16 protein-coding genes, 1 tRNA gene and 1 pseudogene are annotated in these 18,937 nt (G+C 61.6%); 10 read left to right on the plus strand and 8 right to left on the minus strand.

Going from position 1 to position 18,937, the window contains the following annotated elements; all coding sequences use genetic code 11:
* The 4 genes and pseudogenes from I6E42_RS12055 to I6E42_RS12070 form a co-directional block, all read left to right on the plus strand.
* Positions 1 to 275 (plus strand): annotated as a pseudogene (locus I6E42_RS12055) (hypothetical protein); the annotation flags it as partial.
* Positions 276 to 554: 279 nt separating this feature from the next.
* Positions 555 to 1,907 (plus strand): NADP-specific glutamate dehydrogenase, encoded by a 1,353-nt coding sequence (gene gdhA, locus I6E42_RS12060; protein WP_235372262.1) that lies wholly within the window; start codon positions 555 to 557, stop codon positions 1,905 to 1,907.
* A gap of 250 nt (positions 1,908 to 2,157) precedes the next feature.
* Positions 2,158 to 3,765, plus strand: coding sequence for a peptide chain release factor 3 (locus tag I6E42_RS12065; protein WP_235372263.1), 1,608 nt, complete (start codon positions 2,158 to 2,160; stop codon positions 3,763 to 3,765).
* A 15-nt stretch (positions 3,766 to 3,780) separates the two neighbouring features.
* Positions 3,781 to 4,602 carry an HAD family hydrolase gene (locus tag I6E42_RS12070; protein WP_235372264.1) on the plus strand — a complete coding sequence of 274 codons (822 nt, stop codon included), beginning with the start codon at positions 3,781 to 3,783 and terminating at the stop codon, positions 4,600 to 4,602.
* An 81-nt stretch (positions 4,603 to 4,683) separates the two neighbouring features.
* On the opposite strand, the gene I6E42_RS12075 is transcribed toward I6E42_RS12070, so the two are convergent.
* Complete coding sequence (locus tag I6E42_RS12075) at positions 4,684 to 4,965, minus strand: aldo-keto reductase family protein (RefSeq protein WP_235372265.1); 282 nt, start codon at positions 4,963 to 4,965, stop codon at positions 4,684 to 4,686.
* Positions 4,966 to 5,067: 102 nt separating this feature from the next.
* Between I6E42_RS12075 and I6E42_RS12080 the strand changes: the two genes are divergently transcribed.
* Together I6E42_RS12080 and I6E42_RS12085 are read left to right on the plus strand one after the other, a co-directional pair.
* On the plus strand, positions 5,068 to 5,301 hold the full coding sequence (locus I6E42_RS12080; RefSeq protein ID WP_235372277.1) for a helix-turn-helix domain-containing protein: 234 nt from the start codon (positions 5,068 to 5,070) through the stop codon (positions 5,299 to 5,301).
* Positions 5,302 to 5,439: 138 nt separating this feature from the next.
* Positions 5,440 to 5,847, plus strand: a complete 408-nt coding sequence (locus I6E42_RS12085; RefSeq protein ID WP_235372266.1) for a hypothetical protein — start codon at positions 5,440 to 5,442, stop codon at positions 5,845 to 5,847.
* A gap of 38 nt (positions 5,848 to 5,885) precedes the next feature.
* On the opposite strand, the gene I6E42_RS12090 is transcribed toward I6E42_RS12085, so the two are convergent.
* A complete protein-coding gene (locus tag I6E42_RS12090) occupies positions 5,886 to 7,259 on the minus strand; it encodes an MATE family efflux transporter (RefSeq protein WP_235372267.1) in 1,374 nt (457 codons plus the stop codon).
* A 245-nt stretch (positions 7,260 to 7,504) separates the two neighbouring features.
* Here I6E42_RS12090 and I6E42_RS12095 point away from each other — a divergent pair, with 245 nt between their 5' ends.
* Complete coding sequence (locus I6E42_RS12095; RefSeq protein WP_235372268.1) at positions 7,505 to 8,311, plus strand: HAD-IIB family hydrolase; 807 nt, start codon at positions 7,505 to 7,507, stop codon at positions 8,309 to 8,311.
* 205 nt (positions 8,312 to 8,516) lie between these two features.
* Here the strand turns inward: I6E42_RS12095 and I6E42_RS12100 are convergent, their stop codons facing one another.
* The 6 genes from I6E42_RS12100 to I6E42_RS12125 all read right to left on the minus strand — a co-directional run bounded on the left by I6E42_RS12100 (position 8,517) and on the right by I6E42_RS12125 (position 16,898).
* On the minus strand, positions 8,517 to 9,431 hold the full coding sequence (locus I6E42_RS12100; RefSeq protein ID WP_235372269.1) for an amidohydrolase family protein: 915 nt from the start codon (positions 9,429 to 9,431) through the stop codon (positions 8,517 to 8,519).
* A 38-nt stretch (positions 9,432 to 9,469) separates the two neighbouring features.
* Positions 9,470 to 11,014 carry a sodium:solute symporter family protein gene (locus I6E42_RS12105; protein WP_235372270.1) on the minus strand — a complete coding sequence of 515 codons (1,545 nt, stop codon included), beginning with the start codon at positions 11,012 to 11,014 and terminating at the stop codon, positions 9,470 to 9,472.
* Between the two features lie 199 nt (positions 11,015 to 11,213).
* Entirely contained in the window at positions 11,214 to 12,323 is a 1,110-nt protein-coding gene (locus tag I6E42_RS12110) for an SLC13 family permease (RefSeq protein ID WP_235372271.1), read from the minus strand.
* A 112-nt stretch (positions 12,324 to 12,435) separates the two neighbouring features.
* Positions 12,436 to 13,866, minus strand: a complete 1,431-nt coding sequence (gene pyk / locus I6E42_RS12115; RefSeq protein WP_235372272.1) for a pyruvate kinase — start codon at positions 13,864 to 13,866, stop codon at positions 12,436 to 12,438.
* Positions 13,867 to 14,061: 195 nt separating this feature from the next.
* Positions 14,062 to 15,474: a sodium-dependent transporter gene (locus I6E42_RS12120; protein WP_235372273.1), complete on the minus strand. Its 1,413-nt coding sequence runs from the start codon at positions 15,472 to 15,474 to the stop codon at positions 14,062 to 14,064.
* 242 nt (positions 15,475 to 15,716) lie between these two features.
* Entirely contained in the window at positions 15,717 to 16,898 is a 1,182-nt protein-coding gene (locus I6E42_RS12125; protein WP_235372274.1) for a pyridoxal phosphate-dependent aminotransferase, read from the minus strand.
* Between the two features lie 366 nt (positions 16,899 to 17,264).
* Here I6E42_RS12125 and I6E42_RS12130 point away from each other — a divergent pair, with 366 nt between their 5' ends.
* From I6E42_RS12130 to I6E42_RS12140, 3 genes are all read left to right on the plus strand, one after another.
* Positions 17,265 to 18,038, plus strand: a complete 774-nt coding sequence (locus I6E42_RS12130; protein ID WP_235372275.1) for a phosphoenolpyruvate-utilizing N-terminal domain-containing protein — start codon at positions 17,265 to 17,267, stop codon at positions 18,036 to 18,038.
* A gap of 129 nt (positions 18,039 to 18,167) precedes the next feature.
* Positions 18,168 to 18,242, plus strand: a tRNA-Thr gene (locus I6E42_RS12135).
* A gap of 296 nt (positions 18,243 to 18,538) precedes the next feature.
* On the plus strand, positions 18,539 to 18,892 hold the full coding sequence (locus tag I6E42_RS12140; RefSeq protein ID WP_235372276.1) for a sulfite exporter TauE/SafE family protein: 354 nt from the start codon (positions 18,539 to 18,541) through the stop codon (positions 18,890 to 18,892).
* The last annotated feature ends 45 nt before the right edge of the window (positions 18,893 to 18,937 follow it).

An 18,937-nucleotide genomic window follows, 5' to 3' on the forward strand; every position in this document is an offset into this window, starting at 1 on the left:
GGGGAGAGACCCCGGAGGGGGCCGTCTGCCTGTGTGCCGAGGGGGCGGGGGACGGCCTGGTGATCGTGAAAGAGCACCTGGGCAGCCAAGCGGCCAAGCGGTTGTCCCTTCCGGACCTGGCCCGTGTGGCCCCGGCGGAGCGGTGGCTGGTGCGGGAGCCTGTGTCAAACGGGTCCGGCGGCTGGAATTTCGCCATGCTGAAATGGCTGGACCCCGGCATGGCCGCCTGCTGGGATTGGGATTCCACCGCCTATCTGGGCCTTGCTTTTGACTGAAAACTTGCGTTTTGAACAAAAATGGCCGTTCCTTTTTGTGGGAACGGCTATTTTTTGGCTTCCAAAGAGATGAAAAGGGACAAAAATTTACCTGCCACAGCCATTTGATTGTGGCGGCCCCCACAAAAATCCTGCTTTACTCCTCGACTTTTTGTGCTATGATATACATATAGAGAGAGGAACGGAGCCCATTCCGAGAGATTTCCGAAGACTTCCTCAAAAATGAAGGGGTTCCGTCAAAATCACCCTGCGTTTTATATTTTGAAGGAGGAGATACCAATGAACAAGTACATTGAGCGCGTCCTCGCCGACACCCGTGCCAAGAACGCCAACGAGCCCGAGTTCCTGCAGACCGTTGAGGAGGTCTTCACTTCCCTGGAGCCCGTCATCAACGCCCACCCCGAGTATGAAGAGGTTGCTCTGCTGGAGCGTATGGTCGAGCCCGAGCGCACCATCGAGTTCCGCGTTGTCTGGGAGGACGACAACCATGTTTGGCAGGTCAACCGCGGCTACCGTGTTCAGTACAACGGCGCCCTGGGCCCCTACAAGGGCGGCATCCGCTTTGACCCCTCTGTCAACCTGTCCATCATCAAATTCCTGGGCTTTGAGCAGACCTTCAAGGACGCTCTGACCGGCCTGCCCATCGGCGGCGCCAAGGGCGGTTCCGACTTCGATCCCCGCGGCAAGAGCGAGACCGAGATCATGCGTTTCTGCCAGGCCTTTATCAGCGAGCTGTACCGCCACATCGGCCAGGACATCGACTGCCCCGCCGGCGACCTGGGCTGCGGCGGCCGTGAGATCAACTACATGTACGGCCAGTACCGCCGCCTGGTGGGCGCTGCCGAGTTCGGCGCTCTGTCCGGCAAGTCCGTCGCTACCGGCGGTTCCCTGATGCGTCCCGAGGCCACCGGCTACGGCGCTGTCTACTATCTGGTCGAGGCTCTGAAGCACGACGGCGAGGACATCAAGGGCAAGCGCATCGCTATGTCCGGCTACGGCAACGTGGGCTGGGGCATCATGAAGAAGGCCACCGAGCTGGGCGCCAAGGTCACTTACTTCGCCGGCCCCGACGGCTACATCCACGATCCCGACGGCGTCTGCACCGAGGAGAAGCTGAACTACATCCTGGAGATGCGTGCCAAGGATCCCGCTCACTGCGCCTCCTATGCCGAGAAGTTCGGCTGCGAGTTCGTGCCCGGTCAGAAGTGCTGGGGCGTCAAGGACGTGGACATCTACATGCCCGCCGCTACCCAGAACGACGTCAACATGGATTGGGCCAAGAAGATCGCTGAGTCCGGCGTGAAGTACTACATCGAGGTCGCCAACATGCCCACCACCAACGACGCTCTGGAGTTCCTGAAGGAGCAGAAGCACATGGTGGTCGCTCCCTCCAAGGCTGTCAACGCCGGCGGCGTGTCCGTCTCCGAGCTGGAGATGGCTCAGAACGCTGAGCGTCTGTACTGGACCGCTGAGGAAGTGGACGCCAAGCTGCAGGGCATCATGAAGAACATCTACCACTCCTCCGTCGAGGTTGCCGAGCGCTATGGCCTGGGCTATGACCTGGTCGCCGGCGCCAACATCGTGGGCTTCCAGCGTGTTGCTGATGCCATGATGGCTCAGGGCATTTTCTAATCGAGACTTCCCAAATACTGCATACATATGGGTCCCGCCGGTTTCGGCGGGACCCATGTTTTTTGGAAGAAGGGCACAGAGGGGGACGCCTCTTGTGCAGAAAAGCCGCCGGCCCTACGTGACTGTTTCCGCTGCTGCCCTGGAGTGACAGGTTTTTTCGCGGTCCGGACAACCTTCCCCTTGCGGCGGAGGACGTCCTATGGTAAAATAATTTGCTGAATCGCGAATTTTTGTAAGGGAGTGGACCCTTTTGTCGAAATATGAATCTGAGATCAAGCGCCGGAGGACCTTCGCCATCATCTCCCACCCGGACGCCGGTAAGACGACTCTGACGGAGAAGTTCCTGCTCTACGGCGGAGCCATCGCCCAGGCCGGCCAGGTCAAGGGCAAGAAGAACACCCGGGCCGCCACCTCCGACTGGATGGAGATCGAGAAGCAGCGCGGCATCTCCGTCACCTCCTCGGTCATGCAGTTCCAGTATGAGGGCTTCTGTATCAACATCCTGGACACCCCTGGCCACCAGGACTTCTCCGAGGACACTTACCGCACCCTTATGGCCGCCGACTCCGCCGTCATGGTCATCGACGCCGCCAAGGGCGTGGAGGCCCAGACCCGGAAGCTGTTCAAGGTGTGCGCCCTGCGGGACATCCCCATCTTCACCTTTATCAACAAGATGGACCGGGAGGCCCGGGACCCCTTTGAGCTGTGTGAGGAGCTGGAGCATGAGCTGGGCATCGACACCTACGCCATGAACTGGCCCATCGGCTGCGGCAAGGAGTTTAAGGGCGTGTATGACCGCCAGAACCGGAAGGTCATTCACTTCACCTCTAACACCAACGCCAAGGCGGCCACCGCCACCGAGATCGAGCCCGACGACCCCGCCCTGGCCGATCTCATCGGCGCGGCCAAGCGGGACCAGCTGGTGGACGAGATCGAGCTGTTGGACGGCGCCTCCTGCGATTTCGATGTGGAGCGGGTGCGCCACGGCAAGCTGTCCCCCGTCTTCTTCGGCTCCGCCCTGACCAACTTCGGCGTGGAGCCCTTCCTGGAGGAGTTTTTGCGCATGACCACCGCTCCCCTGCCCCGGAAGGCGGGGGAGGAGGTCATCGACTCTTTCGACGATGACTTTTCCGCCTTTGTGTTCAAGATCCAGGCCAACATGAACAAGGCCCACCGGGACCGCATCGCCTTTATGCGGGTGTGCTCCGGCAAGTTCGAGGCGGACAAGGAGGTCTACCACGTCCAGGGAGGCAAGAAGATCCGCTTGTCCCGTCCACAGCAGCTGATGGCCGCCGAGCGTGAGATCATCGAGGAGGCCTACGCCGGGGACATCATCGGCGTCTTTGACCCGGGTATCTTCTCCATCGGAGATACCCTGTGCGCCCCAGGCAAGAAGTTCAAATTCGACCCCATCCCCACCTTCGCCCCTGAGCACTTCCAGCGCATCCGCTCCATCGACACCATGAAGCGCAAGCAGTTTTTGAAGGGCGTGGAGCAGATCGCCCAGGAGGGCGCCATCCAGATCTTCAAGACCCCCTACTCCGGTATGGAGGAGGTCATTGTGGGCGTGGTGGGTACCCTGCAGTTCGACGTGCTGGAATACCGCCTGCGCAGCGAGTACAACGTGGAGCTGTACAAGGAGGGCCTGCCCTTTGAATACCTGCGCTGGATCGTGAAAGAGGAGGAGGACGCCCCCGCCCTGAAGGAAGAGGACCTGCTGCTGCCCAACGACGCCAAGCTGGTGGAGGACTACAAGGGTAACCAGCTGCTGCTGTTTGCCTCCCAGTGGTCCATCCAGTGGGTCCAGGACCGGAACAAGGGTCTGAAGCTGGCCGAGTTCGGCGGCGCCAAGTTCTGAGGGAGCGGGAATAGAATGAAGCCAAAGCTGATTTTGACCGACTTGGACGGCACCTTGCTCCGAAACGACAAGAGTCTGTCTCCCGCCAACCGGGCGGCTCTGGAGCGGGCCGCCGCCCAGGGGGCCCAGGTGGTGATGGCCACCGGCCGGTTTTTCGGCGGCATCCCCCAGGAGCTGCGGGACATGCCCTTTTTGCGCTACTTTATCCTGATGAACGGGGCCAAGGTCTATGACCGCCAGGAGGACAAGGTCCTCTACCGGGCGGAGATCGATCTGGAGACGGCGGAGCGGGTCTTTGACTTGTTTGGACCGCTGGACGCCACCGTGGACTGCTATCAGAACGACCGGGGTCTGATGGACCGGACGTACTACGACCGGCTGGACTACTATATCCCCGATCCGGTGTCCCGGGCCCTGACCCTCCGGAGCCGTACCCCCGTGGACCACTTCCGGGAGACGGTGCGTACCGGCGGAAACACGGTCCAGAAGATCCAGGGATTTTTCCCCCACCTGGAGCTGCGGCCCCAGGTGATGGAGCGGCTGCGCCGGGAGTTTCCGGAGCTGGTGCTCTCCATTTCCATCGCCCACAACCTGGAGATCAACGCCCCGGACGCCACCAAGGGGGCGGCGCTGCTGGCCCTGTGCCGGGCGCTGTCCATCGACCCGGCGGAGACTGTGGCCTTCGGAGACGGCACCAACGACGTGACCATGCTGGAGCAGGCCGGGGTTGGGGTGGCCATGGCCAACGCCTCCCCGGAGACGCTGGCGGCGGCGGACCTGGTGGCCCTGTCCAACCAGGAGGACGGCGTGGCCAAAGTTTTGGAACAGTGGTTTTAAATGCAAAAAAGGACGCGGAAGCGTCCTTTTTTCATGCCGGTCAGCGGGCGTGCGAAGAAAGCGTCCTGTTGGAACCCCGGCTCAGAGCTGCCGGTACAGGAAATTGATCTTTTGGTAAAGCCGCTCCTTGCTGGGACCGGGGAAAGTCCGGGGCAGGTCCATGCACTGCAGGGCAAGCGTCACCGCCTGATGGACGGAGGGAGGAGTGACTCCGTGGGCCTGGGCGACGGCAGAGAGCATATTGCGGTCGATGGGGCGGCCCTGTCCGGCCAGCTCCAGAATGTCAGTCAGATAGAGAAAGCCCCGGTAGTTGGGAGTCAGCCCTTTGGACCAGAGCAGTTCCTCGATTTTTTCTCTCATCATATCACCTGTTTAGTCATGTTTGGGATAATACTACCGTAATCAACCTGTTACTGTCAACGATGAGGTTACTCATCTTTGAAGTAAGGAATGCTGATTGTGAAGATGTATTTATATAAGGGAAAATGCAATATTTCAGGTGAAAAAATCCGCAGATTAAGGAATGAAATGGAGTTATCCCAGGAAGCATTAGCGGCAAAACTACAGCTGTCGGGTATGGAGATCACCCAAAAAACCGTCAGCAGAATAGAAAGCGGCAAACGGGTGGTCCCGGATTTTGAACTGAAATATTTCGCGGAATTTTTCCATAAACCGGTGGAGTGGTTTTTGGAGGAGTAAGCGGCGGAAGGTGGCGGGGGCAGGCCCTGCCCTACAAAAAGCCTGGAGCCGATTCCTGTAGGGGCGGCCCTGTGTGGCCGCCCGCAAGAGGCACCAAAGGACGTCCCCTGGGATAGAATAAACAGGGGGGTGCCCTTTATGACGGAAACACAGAAGCAGGAGCTGTGCGGCCAGCTGCGTACCGCCGACACGTCCCTGGCCTTTCTGGTCCTGCTGATTTTATCCATCTGCCTGTCCTGGCAGGGGACGGCCATCCAGCGGGAGGGGCTGTGCCGGGTGCTGTTGGGGGAGGAGAAGGAGGTCCCGGATGTGTTCCAGATCCGGCTGGTGGCCAGCGCCCTGGTCGTCGGCTGTCTGACCTTCTTCTTCGGTCTGGCCCTGGACACCTGGGAGGAGAGCCGCTGCGCCGGTCAGACGGCCCGCCGCTCCGCGGACCTGAACGCCTGGGCCTCCTTGTTTGTCCTGGCCGCCGCCCTGCTCCGGCTGTGCGACCTGGTGCTGGTCCGGCGCCGGCCCACCCTGGAGGAGGAGATCCTGCCCGAATAAAAAACATCCGGCCCCCAGATCAGGGGACCGGATGTTTTTTAATGCTGTTCGCCAGCCACCGGCAGCAGCTTCTTGCGCCGGGAGAGGAACAGAGTCAGGGTGGTGGCGGAGGCCAGGAAGTCGGCGATGGGCTCCGCTGTGTAGATGCCCATGACGCTGCCTGTGAGCCGGGGAAGGATCAGGGCCAGGGGGATGAGCAGGATGACCTTCCGCAGCAGGGCCAAAAACAGGCTGGTTTTGGCCTGGCCCAGGGCCATAAAGGCGCACTGGCAGGCCATCTGCGCCCCAAAGGCCCAGATCCCGCCGAAGAAGATGGGCATGACCCGGCTCACCAGGGCCACCAGCTCCGGATCGTCGTTGAACAGCCGGGCGAGGGCGCCTGGGAAGCTGGACACCAGCAGGAACGCCAGAATGGTGGCGCTGAGGGTCACGGTCAGCAGCCGCTTGAAGGTGGCCCGGACCCGCTGGTAGTTGCCCGCGCCGTAGTTGTAGCTCATGATGGGCTGGGTACCCTGGGTGATCCCCTGGATGGGCAGGACCACCATCTGCATCACGCTCTGCATGATGGTCAGGCTGCCTACATACAGGTCGCCGCCGTAGGTCTGGAGCCCGGTGTTCAGTACCACGGTGACCAGGCTCTCAGTGGACTGCATGATGAAGGGAGCCACGCCCAGACTGGCGATCCTGCCCACCACGGGCTTGCAGGGCCGCATATTGGCGGGGCGGACCCGGAGGCCGGAGCGGTGGGAGCAGAGGAAGAACAGGACCCAGGTAGCGCTGACCGCCTGGGAGAGGATGGTGGCGGTGGCCGCGCCCCGGACACCCAGGCCAAAGACAAAGATAAATACTGGGTCCAGGACGATGTTGAGTACCGCCCCGATGAGCACCGAGCACATGGCCACCAGGGATTTGCCCTGGGCGCTGATGAAGGGGTTCAATCCCAGGGCCAGCTGGACAAAGATAGTGCCCAGCAGATAGATGGAGATGTAGTCCAGGGCGTAGCCGATGGTGGCCTCTGAAGCGCCGAAAGCCATGAGAATGGGCCGCTTGAAGGCGGAGAAGGTGACAGTGAGCACCGCTGCCGTACACAGCAGCATGGTCAGGGAATTGCCCAGGATCCGCTCCGCTCCCTCCCGGTCTCCGGCCCCCAGGCGGATGGAGGCCAGGGGCGCGCCGCCCGCGCCGAAGAAGGCGGCGAAGGCGGAGATGAGCATGAGGATGGGGAAGGTGATGCCCACGCCGGTCAGGGCCAGCTGGCCCACCTCCGGGATATGGCCGATGTAGATCCGGTCCACGATGTTATAGAGCATGTTGATGAGCTGGGCAGCCACCGACGGCACCGCCAGCTTGAACATGAGGTGGCCAATGGGGGCGCTGGCCAGGGCCTCCTCGTCCTTGTGAGATTGAGCCAAGCAAAAGTCATCCTTTCTGCAAACGGAAAATGAAGCGTTAAATTATAGTATAGCAGGATCGGGGATTGGAAAAAAGAGAGAAATTATGAACAAAATGCCGCTTTTTGCAGCACGGCCGCCAATCGGACGGGGCAGAGGAGCAGGCGCAGGAATCCGGTCATCAGAGGCGCCCCGTCCCTTGACAAACCTCCGGGGATTGCATAAAATGATTCAAGCCCCAAAACGGGCAGAAAGAGAGGCCCATTATGGGAAAATTTGACGGTCTGCTGCTGGTCAGCGACTTTGATGATACTTTGTACGACTCCCACCACCAGGTACCGGAGCGAAACCTGCGGGCCATTGAGTACTTCCGCGCCCAGGGCGGGAAGTTCACCGTGGCCACCGGGCGGGCGCACCGGACCTTCGCGCCCTATGTCCATCTGGTGCCCATTGACGGGCCGGTGGTCCTGTCCAACGGCTCCGCCCTCTACGACTTTGGGACGGAGCGGATGCTGGAGCAGACCTATCTGCCCGCCACGGCCCCGGAGGACCTGGGGGCGGTGTTGGCGCAATTCCCCTCTTTGGCCATTGAGGTCTACCACGGGGAGGATATCTTCGTGTGGAACCCCAACCCCATCACCGACGCCCACATGAAAAAGGTGGGCACGGGCTATGAGGTGCGCCCGGTGGCGGAGATGCCCACCCCCTGGACCAAGGCCATCCTGCAGCAGGAGTACCCCATCCTTCTCCAGGTCCAGAAGTGGCTGCTGGAGCGCTATGGGCAATGGTACGAGGCCATTTTCTCCAACCAGTATTATCTGGAGGTCACCGAGAAAGGGAGCACCAAGGGGGAGATGGCGGTCAAGGCGGCGCGGCTGATGGGGGTGGCCCCCGGACACATGTACTGCGTGGGGGACAACCAGAACGACATCCCCATGCTGGCCCACTCGGCTATCCCATTTGCCCCGGCCAACTGCGCCCAGGAGGTCAAGGACTGGGGAGCGCGGGTGCTGTGCCACTGTGACGAGGGCGTCATCGGCGATATTGTGGACATCCTGGACAAGCTGTATTGATCTGCCCCGGTCAGGAAATACCATTGCTCTGTGCGCTCCGGTAGAGCGCCCCCTTGGGGCCGCCGTCAAAACTTGTAAGGGCCATCGGCGGGGGCAAGCCCCCGCCCTACCGAAAATGGCAGGAATCGGTGTTTCGCAGGATTTTCCGATCAACTGAAAGACCCCGCCGCGACATGCGGCGGGGCCTTTTTCGTTTTGTTGGGAGTCAGGACAGTCCCAGCAGTCTTTGGGCGTTGCCGCCCAGAATGGCCGACTGTTCCTCTGGGGACAGCGGCAGAGTGCGGAACAGCTCCAGGCCCTCCTTCTGGCCGCCCCAGGGGCTGTCGGTGCCGAAAAGGAGACGGTGGGCGCCGAATTTCCGCACCATGCGGAGGAACTGCTCCTGTCCCATCAGGGCCAGGTCGCCGGGGCCGTAGTAGCCGTCCCCGTTGGGGGTCATGTTCCCCAGAGAGAAGGAGGTGTCCAGATAGACCTGGGTGTCCACCAGCAGCTCCTCCACCTGGTCCCAGTTCCGCCAGCCCCCCATGTGGGCCAGAACCAGGGGGACAGGTCCCACCTGGCGCACCGCCCGGAGGATCATCTCGGGGGAGCAGTTCACCTTGTCGGGGAAGCCCACATCCAGCCCAGCGTGGGTCAGGACCAGCAGCCCCACCTCCGCCGCCCGGTCCAGGATGCGCAGGTACCGGGGGTCGTCGAAATCCACCCCCTGGTAGACCGGGTGGAGCTTGATGCCCCGGATGCCCAGCCCGGCGATCCGGGCCAGTTCTTCCTTCCAGTCGGGAAAGTCGGGGTGCATGCAGCCGAAGGACAGAATGCCGTCGTTCCGTCCCTCCTCGTTGAGGCGGGCGGAGGCGTCGTTGACGTGGGGGACCTGACGGCTGCTGGTTGCCACGGGCAGGACCACCGACCAGTCCACACCGGCGGCCTTCATGGAGGCGGCCAGCCCGGAGACGGTGCCGTCGGAGAAGGGCTTGGTGTGGGACAGGGACTGGAGCTTCTGAATGGTGGGCGCGGCGATCTTGTCGGGGAAGGTATGGGTGTGGAAATCCACGATCATGGAAAACAGTCCTTTCAGGGGTGAGGATGGAAAAGGAAAACCTGTGATACGCTTATTCAGCATACCACAGGTCCCCCTTATTTGGAAAGAGTGGGAGTTGATTATTTATGCTCGCCCAGGGCCTGGCTCTGGGGGACCAGAACCTTTTCCTCATAGCAGGAGAAGGCGTCATCCACCAGCTTCTGGTTGGGCTTGGGGGTGACGAGGGATACCACCGGTACGATGATCAGTCCGGCGATCATGCAGAAGGCGCCGGCGTTGATGGGGGACTGGAGCAGGGTGGGGAAGGAGGCGCGGACAAAGATGTTGGCGATCATCACGATGGTGGAGAACAGGAAGCTGACCCAGCAGGCGGCCTTGGTGGCCTTCTTCCAGTACAGGCCATAGAGGAAGGGAGCCAGGAAGGCACCGGCCAGAGCGCCCCAGCTGACGCCCATGAGCTGGGCGATGAAGGTGACGCTGGACTTGTACTGGATAATGGCCAGGATGACGGAGATGACGATGAACACCACGATGAGACAGCGCATGATGAAGACCTGGCGTTTCTCGTCCATGTCCTTGATGACGTGGCCCTTCAGCAGGTCCAGGGTGAGGGTGGAGCTGGAGGTCAGCACCAGGGAGGACAGGGTGGACATGGAGGCGGACAGGACCAGAATGACCACCACGGCCAGCAGAAGGTCAGGCAGGCCGGACAGCATGGTGGGGATGACGGAGTCATAGCCGTTGGCTGCGATGTCGATCTTGTCGGAGAACAGCCGGCCGAAGCCGCCCAGGAAGTAGCAGCCGCCGGCCACGATGACGGCGAAGAGGGTGGAGATGACGGTGCCGGTGTCGATGGACTTCTCGCTCTTGATGGCGTAGAACTTCTGGACCATCTGAGGCAGGCCCCAGGTGCCCAGAGAGGTCAGGATGACCACGCCCAGCAGGTTGATGGGATCAGGGCCAAAGAAGGAGGCGAAGACGCCGGGGGCGTCGGAGACGGCGGGGTCGCTGATCTCAGCCAGACCCTTCAGGGCCGCCAGGAAGCCGCCCTGGCTGTGGAGCACGGCGAAGATGACCGCGCAGATGCCGAAGATCATGATGATACCCTGGATGAAGTCGTTGATGGCGGTGGCCATGTAGCCGCCGGCAATGACATAGATGCCGGTGAGAATGGCCATGACGATGACGCAGACGGAGTAATCGATGTCGAAGGCCATGCCGAACAGGCGGGACAGGCCGTTGTACAGGCTGGCGGTGTAGGGAATCAGGAAGATGAAAATGATGATGGAGGCGGCGATCTTCAGGGAGGTGGAGCCAAACCGTTTGCCGAAGAACTCAGGCATGGTGGCGGAGTTCAGGTGCTGGGTCATGATACGGGTGCGGCGGCCCAGAACGACCCAGGCCAGCAGAGAGCCCAGCAGGGCGTTGCCGATGCCCGCCCAGGTGGCGGCGATGCCGTATTTCCAGCCGAACTGTCCCGCGTAGCCCACGAAGACCACGGCGGAGAAGTAGGAGGTGCCGTAAGCGAAGGCGGTGAGCCAGGGACCGACGGACCGGCCGCCCAGCACGAATCCGTTGACGTCGGTGGCGTTTTTCCGGCAGTACAAGCCGATGCCCACCATGACGCCGAAGAATACCAGCAGCATGACAGCTTTAATGACCATAAGTAACCATTCCTCTCAATACAACAGTTCGTTGCTTTACTGTGTTGCAGTTTAACGCCAAAAAGCGCCAAAGTCAATAGAAAAATAAAAAAAGAGGAAAAAATTTTGCAATATACCGCCGAACAACGACATATGTCTCTGAATGACGGCCTATGGGCGAAAAGAAGCCCCGAACCGCGGGACGGTCCGGGGGCGCGGGTCATGGAGTCAGGGCGTACAGCCCCAGCAGGGCCAGGAGGAACACCAGGTTGGCTCCGGTGAACCAAAGCAGGTACCGGCCCCGGAGGCGGGGGTAGGTCCGGGCGATCTGTTTGTAGGAGATGAGGCTGGCCATGGAGGCGATCAAGGTGCCCAGTCCACCCAGATTGGTGCCCACCAGCAGGGCCCGGCCGTTTTCCGTGAAGCCGGAGAGAAGGAGGGCGGCGGGGACATTGCTGATCACCTGGCTGGCCAACACGGCGCAGAGGACCTCGTGGCCCGTCAGGAGCTGCCGGAAAAGGGCACGGAAGGCGGGCAGGCGGCCCAGATTGCCCACGAACAGGAAAAAGCCCACAAAGGTGAGCAGGAGGGAATAGTCCACCCCTTTCAGGACGGGACGGTCCGCGCAGAGCAGGAGCAGAAGGACCAGGGCCGCCGGGGACCAGACGGGGATCAGGCCTGCCACCGCGCCCAGACACAGGAGAAACAGGCAGGCGTACATGGACAGCCGGCTCCGGTCCAGGGGGGAATGGGGCGGAAAAGAGGGAATAGTCAGGGGCCGGGAAGGCCCCATCACGATAAACAGTCCCAGCAGCAGGGCGGCGGCCAGGGTCAGAGGGAGCATGGTCCGGAAAAACGTCCCCAGGCTCAGCCCATAGTGGGCGTAAAGGTACAGGTTCTGGGGGTTGCCGATGGGGGTGGTCATGCTGCCCAGGTTGGCGGCGATGGTCTGCATCACCACCACGGGAATCAGCCGGTCTTCCCGGTCCGCCAGAGCCAGCACCTCCAGGGTAAAGGGAACGAAGGTGATGAGGGCTACGTCGTTGGTCACCGCCATGCTGGTGAAGAAGGGCAGGAAGATAAGCACGCCCTCCAGCTGCCGGGTGGTGGCCGTCCGGGCCAGCAGGCCTTCACCCAGGCGGCGGAACAGCCCCAGACGTTGGAGCCCCGCCATGACGGCCATGAGGGAGAACAGCAGCATCAGAGTATCAAAGTCGATGTAATCCCGGTAACCCCCGTCCGGGGGCACCAGGGCCATGGAGGCCAGGGCCAGCACCCAGGCCACGGTCAAAACCGTCTCTTGCTTTAGAACACGCAAAACTTTTCCCATCTTTTCACCGTCTTTCCCGGTGGGATATGGTAGCACAAGGGGAAGAAAAAAGCAATGCTCTCCCAAGAGGGAAGCAGCGCCGCCCCGGACCGGGCGGCACTGCTTTTGAAGGTCACATCTCGTCCTCGTCGATGACCTGGGCCTTGATGAGGTTGGTGGAGCCGCTCCGGCCCAGGGGGACCCCGGCGGTGATGACCACGGTGTCCCCGTTTTTCACCAGCCCCTCCTTCCGGGCCACCTCGGCGGACAGGGAGAAGATGCGGTCGGTGGAGTTGACCTCCCCGGTGAGGAAGGGGATAACTCCCCAGCAGATGGCCAGCTGGCGGCGGACCTTCTCCTGCATGGTCAGGGCGGCCACGGGACAGGCGGGGCGGAACCGGCAGATCATCCGGGCGGTGCGGCCGGAGCTGGTGGCGGCCAGGATGGCCCGGGCGTTCAGGTCCATAGCGGTGAGACAGCAGGTATGGGTGATGGCGTCGTTGATGTTGGAGGCGGGGATGATGCGCTGCTTCTGGAACTGTCGCCAGTAGTCGATGGATTGTTCCGCCTCGGTGACGATGCCCGCCATGGCGGTGAGGGCCTCCAGGGGGTACTTGCCCCCGGCGGTCTCTCCGGAGAGCATGACGCAGCCGGTGCCGTCAAAAACGGCGTTGGCCACGTCGGACACCTCCGCCCGGGTGGGCCGGGGATTGCGCATCATGGAGTCCAGCATCTGGGTGGCGGTGATGACGGGCTTGCCCGCCTGGAGGCCCTTGCGGATCATCTGCTTTTGCAGAATGGGGACCTTGGCGGCGGGGATCTCCACCCCCAGGTCGCCCCGGGCCACCATGATGCCGTCGGCGGCGGCCAGGATCTCGTCCACATTGTCCACGCCCTCCTGGTTCTCAATCTTGGCGATGATCTTCACGGCACCGCCGCCGCAGTCGTGAAGCACCTGGCGGACGGCCTCCACGTCGGCGGCCCGGCGGACGAAGGAGGCGGCGATATAGTCGAAGTCGTTTTCCACGCCGAAGCGGATGTCGGCCACATCCTTCTCGGTGAGGGCGGGCAGCTGGATGTGGACCCCGGGGATGTTGAGGGACTTGTTGGCGGACAGGGTGCCCCCGTTCTCCACGGTGCAGAGGATGTCATGGCCCTGGATCCGGTCCACCCGGATGGCCACCAGGCCGTCGTCGATGAGCACCTGCTGGCCCGGGGCCAGCTCCTGGTGGAGCTTGGGGTAGGTGACGGACACCCGGGTCTGGTCGCCTGTGACCTCGTCGGTGGTCAGGGTGAAGGGGGCGCCCGCCTCCAGGGTGACGGTCTTGGCGGAAAAGCCCTTGATGCGGATCTCGGGGCCCTTGGTGTCCAGAATGGTGGCCACCGGCCGGCCCATGGTGTCCCGGACGGACTTGAGCCGGTTCAGCCGGGCCAGGTGCTCCGGGTGGCTGCCGTGGGAGAAATTGAACCGGGCCGCGTCCATGCCGGCGCGGATGAGGGCGCGGATCATGTCCTCGCTGTCCACGGCGGGGCCCAGGGTGCAGATGATCTTGGTTTTTCTCATGGCGTTTGTTCCTCCTGTGGGAATCACATTTCTTTTATTCTATCTATTTGACGCCCTTATGATACAGGAAAAACATCGGTTTGGATAGGTGTGAAATCCATAAAATTGTCCCCCGGGAGACAAGACCTCTCAGAAAAAATCCCAGGAAAAAGAAACCCTCCGGCAGGCAGCCGGAGGGCGGGAATGGGAAGAGAATCAGCCCACAAGGAGGCGGCGAAGGTAGGAGAGCAGGCCGATGGATTCCAGAAACAGCACAGCCATCATCACCGGGGTGGCGTAGCGGATCATAAAGGTGTACAGGGCCTTGCGGCGGAAGGGGTGGCCGCTGGATTCCATCTCCTCCACGATCCACTTGGGCTTGATGATCCAGCCCATCAGGATGCAGGTGAGGAGGGAGATCAGGGGCATGAGGAAGCTGTTGCTGATATAGTCCACCACGTCCAGCAGCTGCTGGGCCTGGGCACCGGTAGGCAGGTCCACCTCGAAGTAGAGGACGTTATAGCCCAGGCAGATGACGGTGGCCGCCGCGGCGGAGACCAGGCCGATGGCCAGCGTGGTCTTTTTCCGAGAGGTGTGGAACAGCTCCATGCAGTTGGCCACCAGCGTCTCCATGATGGAGACGTTGGATGTGAGGGCGGCAAAGACCACCATCAGGAAGAATACCAGACCCACCACGGCCCCCAGAGGCCCCATGGACTCAAAGACCTTGGGCAGGGAGATGAACATGAGGCTGGGGCCGGAGGACATGCCCTCGGTGCCGAAAAAGACATATACGGCGGGAATGATCATCAGTCCCGCCAAAAAGGCCACCAGGGTATCGAAAAATTCGATCTGCCCCAGGGAGCGGCTGAGGTTCACGTCCTTTTTTACATAGGAGCCGTAGGTGATCATGATGCCCATGGACACGCTGAGGGAGAAAAAGATCTGGCTCATGGCGTCCAGAAGGATGCCCAGGAACCGGGAGAGGGTGAGTCCTTCCAGATTGGGGGTCAGGTAGACGGCCAGCCCCTGGAGGCCGGTGCGCAGGGTGGTCCCGTCGCTGTGGCGCAGGGTCAGGGAGAACAGGGCGATGCCCACCACCATCAGGATCAGGCCGGGCATAACGATCCGAGAGAACTTCTCAATACCCTTTTCCACCCCGCGGTAGACGATGAAGGTGGTGACGGCCAGGAAGGCCAGCATGAACAGAATTGGGGCAAACTGGGAGGTGATAAAGGAGACGAAGTACCCGTCCCGGGCGGCGTCGGCCCCGCGGAAGGTCAGGTAGGTCACCAGATATTTGGAGATCCAGCCGCCGATGACGGAGTAGTAGGTCATGATGAGGGCGGGGACCAAAAAGGTGAGGCAGCCCAGGAAGGACCACCGGCGGTCCATGGCGGCGAAGGCCCGCATGGCGTTCTGATGGGTGCGGCGCCCGATGGCCACGTCGGTGGTCAGCAGGGTGAAACCAAAGGTAAAGACGAGAACGATATACAGGATCAGGAACAGGCCCCCGCCGTCCTTGGCGGCCAGATAGGGGAAGCGCCAAATGTTGCCAACCCCCACCGCGCTCCCCGCCGCGGCCAGTACAAAGCCCAGCGAGCCGCTGAAGCTGCTTTTTTTCTTCATGACAGATAAAACTCCTTGTGATGAAATCAAGATCAGAATCCGTGAAAAGGGCAAAAAAAAGGGACCTGGACGTCAGGTCCCGACGAAGCCGCCCCGCAAAGGGCAGCATCAGAGATTCTAGGGGATAACCGGGGATTTGTCAATACAAAATCCATTTTTTGGGCGGAAAAGGGCGGCTTTACAGGGAGGACGAGACAAGCGCCGGAGGCGGCGGCCTCCGGCGCTTGGATGGAGCGGTATGTTTATTTGTAGGAGTCGGCCAGGGCCTGGAACTTGGGCAGGGCCCGCTGGATCATCTCGGTCTGGACGCAGTAGGCCAGACGGAAGTGTCCGGGGGCGCCGAAGCCGGAGCCGGGGACCAGCAGCAGGTCGAACTGCTTGGCCCGCTCGCTGAAGGCCATGTCGTCTGGCTCCAGGGACCGGGGGAACAGGTAGAAGGCACCGCCGGGCTCGGCCACATGGTAGCCCATCTCCCGCAGGGAGGACACCAGCAGCTGGCAGTTGCGCTCGTACACCTTCAGGTCGGAGGTCATGTCGCAGCACAGGGAGGTGACCTGCTGGAACAGGCTGGGGGCGTTCACATAGCCCAGGGAGCGGCCCGCTCCCGCCACGGCGGCGTAGACCTGGGAAGCGTCGGTGACCTGGCCGGGGACCAGGACATAGCCCAGACGCTCGCCGGGAAGGGACAGGGACTTGGAGAAGGAGTAGCACACGATGGTGTCCTTGTAGATGTGGGGGACCCAGGGGACCTCAAAGCCCTGGAACACGATCTCCCGGTAGGGCTCGTCGGAGACCAGGTAGATGGGGTGGCCGTACTCCGCCTCCTTGGCGGTGAGGACGGCGGCCAGCTTTTCCAGGGTCTTCCGGGAGTAGACCACGCCGGAGGGGTTGTTGGGGGTGTTGATGACCACGCCCTTGGTGTGGGGGGTCAGGGCCTTCTCAAAGGCGTCGAAGTCGATCTGGAAGTGCTCGATCTCCGGGGGAATCAGCACCATCTTGGCCCCCGCGCCCTCGATGAACACCTTATACTCGGGGAAATAGGGGGCGAAGACGATGAACTCGTCCCCGGGGCAGGTCAGGCCGTTGAAGACGCAGCACAGGGAGGCGGCGGCGCCCACGGTGATGTAGAACTGGTCGGCGGTGTAGTCCCCGCCGAAGCGGCGGTTCAGGGAGTCGGCGAAGCGCTGGCGGGCGGCGGCGTCGCCCTGGGCGCTGGTGTAGCAGTGGATGACGTCGGGATTTTCCTTCAAAATGCGGATGGCGGTCTCGTTCACCGCGTCGGGGGCGGGGACGCTGGGATTGCCCAGAGAGAAATCATAGACGTTTTCCGGGCCCACCACAGCGGCGCGCTGCTTTCCATACTCAAACAGCTCGCGGATCACAGAGCGGGCGGTGCCCAGCCCCAGCATACGTTCAGAAACCATAGGGAGCGACCTCCTTGTTTATCATTAATAATCATAAAACCGCGTCGGCGGTCATATCCGTAGAGTGGGACAGGGCCTGGAGTTTCTGTCCCTTTCCGAAATATTATAGCACGGCGCTTTTTTGAAGTAAAGTAAATTCGTCGGACAGGCGGTCCCTTTTCTTCACCGGGATCTGCGGTTCGACAAAATCCTGCAAAAAAGAAGGAAAAAACTTCCAACCTGACAAAAATGGAAAAAGACAGAACGAAGAATTGGCGGAAATTCACAAATAATTGGGGGGAATCACTATTTACAAAGGGTGTCTGTCCAGATATAATCTAGCTTACGAACTTTTGAGGCCGGTCTCAGGAAGGGGAGAGGATCCGAATGATCGTCGCGGAAGGAAAATCCATATTGGACCAGGTGTCTTACGGGCGGCTCCGGTTTCTCCGCCGCCGCCATCCGGAGCTGGCGGAGTATTCCTCCAGAACCAGCGAGGAGGAGTGCGACCGCTTCCGGACGGCCCAGGGCCGGGCGGTGCTGGAACTGGAGGCCTTTTATGACCGGGCGTCCCGGCAGGTGGGGATGGAGATCGCCTCGGTCTTTTTGGTCCACTCCATGCTGCTGGAGGACCGGGATTTTGTGGACACGGTCCTGACCACCATCCGGGACCGGGGGACTACGGCGGAGTTTGCCGTCAAGACCACGGGGGAGCGGCTGGCCGCCGCATTTTCCGCCATGGACAGCCTGTATATGCAGGCCCGGGCGGCGGATATTCGGGACATCGCCCGGCGGATGGTACGGCTGCTGCTGGGGTGGCACCCCTTGGACCCCATGCGCGGCGGGCCGGCCATTCTGGTGGCGGACGAGTTTCTCCCCAGCGAGGTGATGGATCTGGACAACCGGAAGCTGCTGGGGCTGATCGCCCGGCAGGGAAGCGTGGACAGCCACACCGCCATGCTGCTGCGGGCATACCGGATCCCCGCCATGGCGGAGGTGGACCTGGACCCCTGCTGGGACGGCCACCGGGCCCTGCTGGACGGGTTTGACCACCGGCTGTATCTGGACCCGGACGGGGAACTGCTGGATGCCCTGCGGGTGAAGTATCAGGATGGCGGAAAACCCGTTGGATGCGGCGTGGCAGAACCCATGCCCCTGTGAACCTATGGCTTTGCCGGACCGGGAAGGCACGTTTGCAGTAAAATAAAGGGAAAAAAGCGGGAAGAGGGCGGATGCGCTCTTGACGGAATTTGTTTTCCCGGCTATAATGATATGGCCTTCCTATGGTGTGCTAGTGTGGCTCAGGGGTAGAGCAGCTCACTCGTAATGAGCAGGCCGTGGGTTCGATTCCCACCACTAGCTCCACGTCGTCGCGGACTTCATATCGTTCGCGACGACTTTTTATTATAAAAAGTCATCTCTCACTCATTCCGTCGCTCCTCCTCTCCAAACCGAACCCGCTGGGCTGGGCTTCGGTTTGGCTTTTGGAGCTGGCCTGGAAGGGGTAGCGTCTGTACGGTTTCGATGCTACACGTTGCCGCGGACTTCATATCGTTCGCAACGGCGTTTTCTTTTTTAAAGCAAACGCCATGCCCGCCCGCGGCCTGCCGCATAATACGCCTCCCTGTCCGGCAAACTAAGCCGGACAAGGGGGCGTTTGTTTGAACGAGAAGGGAAAGTACCTCCTGGCCGGGGCGCTGGCGGGACTGACCAACGGCTTTTTCGGGGGCGGAGGCGGATCGGTGCTGGTGCCCCTCCTTACCCGGTACTGCAAGCTGGACCAGCGGCAGGCCTTTGCCACCTCGGTGGCGGTGATCCTGCCCCTGTGCGCCCTCTCGGCGGCGGTCTACTTTTGCCGGGGCGGTCTGGATCTGGCGGCCGCCCTTCCCTATCTGCTGGGCGGAGCCGCGGGAGGCTGGGCCAGGGGAAAGTGGTTCAAGGGGATGAATATGGTTTGGTTGCGGCGGGTTTTCGGCCTGCTGTTGATCTATGGGGGAGCGAGGTGCTTTCTGTGAAGGAGTGGCTGCTGCCACTGGCGGTGGGGGCGGCCACAGGGGTGT

This window comes from Pseudoflavonifractor phocaeensis (assembly GCF_021531815.1).
In the GTDB taxonomy this organism is placed as follows: domain Bacteria; phylum Bacillota; class Clostridia; order Oscillospirales; family Oscillospiraceae; genus Lawsonibacter; species Lawsonibacter phocaeensis_A.

Coding starts and splice junctions, on each gene's coding strand:
- gdhA (WP_235372262.1), top strand. CDS start 555: ATGAACAAGTACATTGAGCGCGTCCTCGCCGACACCCGTGCCAAGAAC.
- I6E42_RS12070 (WP_235372264.1), top strand. CDS start 3,781: ATGAAGCCAAAGCTGATTTTGACCGACTTGGACGGCACCTTGCTCCGA.
- I6E42_RS12075 (WP_235372265.1), bottom strand. CDS start 4,965: ATGATGAGAGAAAAAATCGAGGAACTGCTCTGGTCCAAAGGGCTGACT.
- I6E42_RS12080 (WP_235372277.1), top strand. CDS start 5,068: ATGTATTTATATAAGGGAAAATGCAATATTTCAGGTGAAAAAATCCGC.
- I6E42_RS12085 (WP_235372266.1), top strand. CDS start 5,440: ATGACGGAAACACAGAAGCAGGAGCTGTGCGGCCAGCTGCGTACCGCC.
- I6E42_RS12095 (WP_235372268.1), top strand. CDS start 7,505: ATGGGAAAATTTGACGGTCTGCTGCTGGTCAGCGACTTTGATGATACT.
- I6E42_RS12100 (WP_235372269.1), bottom strand. CDS start 9,431: ATGCTGAATAAGCGTATCACAGGTTTTCCTTTTCCATCCTCACCCCTG.
- I6E42_RS12105 (WP_235372270.1), bottom strand. CDS start 11,014: ATGGTCATTAAAGCTGTCATGCTGCTGGTATTCTTCGGCGTCATGGTG.
- I6E42_RS12110 (WP_235372271.1), bottom strand. CDS start 12,323: ATGGGAAAAGTTTTGCGTGTTCTAAAGCAAGAGACGGTTTTGACCGTG.
- pyk (WP_235372272.1), bottom strand. CDS start 13,866: ATGAGAAAAACCAAGATCATCTGCACCCTGGGCCCCGCCGTGGACAGC.
- I6E42_RS12120 (WP_235372273.1), bottom strand. CDS start 15,474: ATGAAGAAAAAAAGCAGCTTCAGCGGCTCGCTGGGCTTTGTACTGGCC.
- I6E42_RS12125 (WP_235372274.1), bottom strand. CDS start 16,898: ATGGTTTCTGAACGTATGCTGGGGCTGGGCACCGCCCGCTCTGTGATC.
- I6E42_RS12130 (WP_235372275.1), top strand. CDS start 17,265: ATGATCGTCGCGGAAGGAAAATCCATATTGGACCAGGTGTCTTACGGG.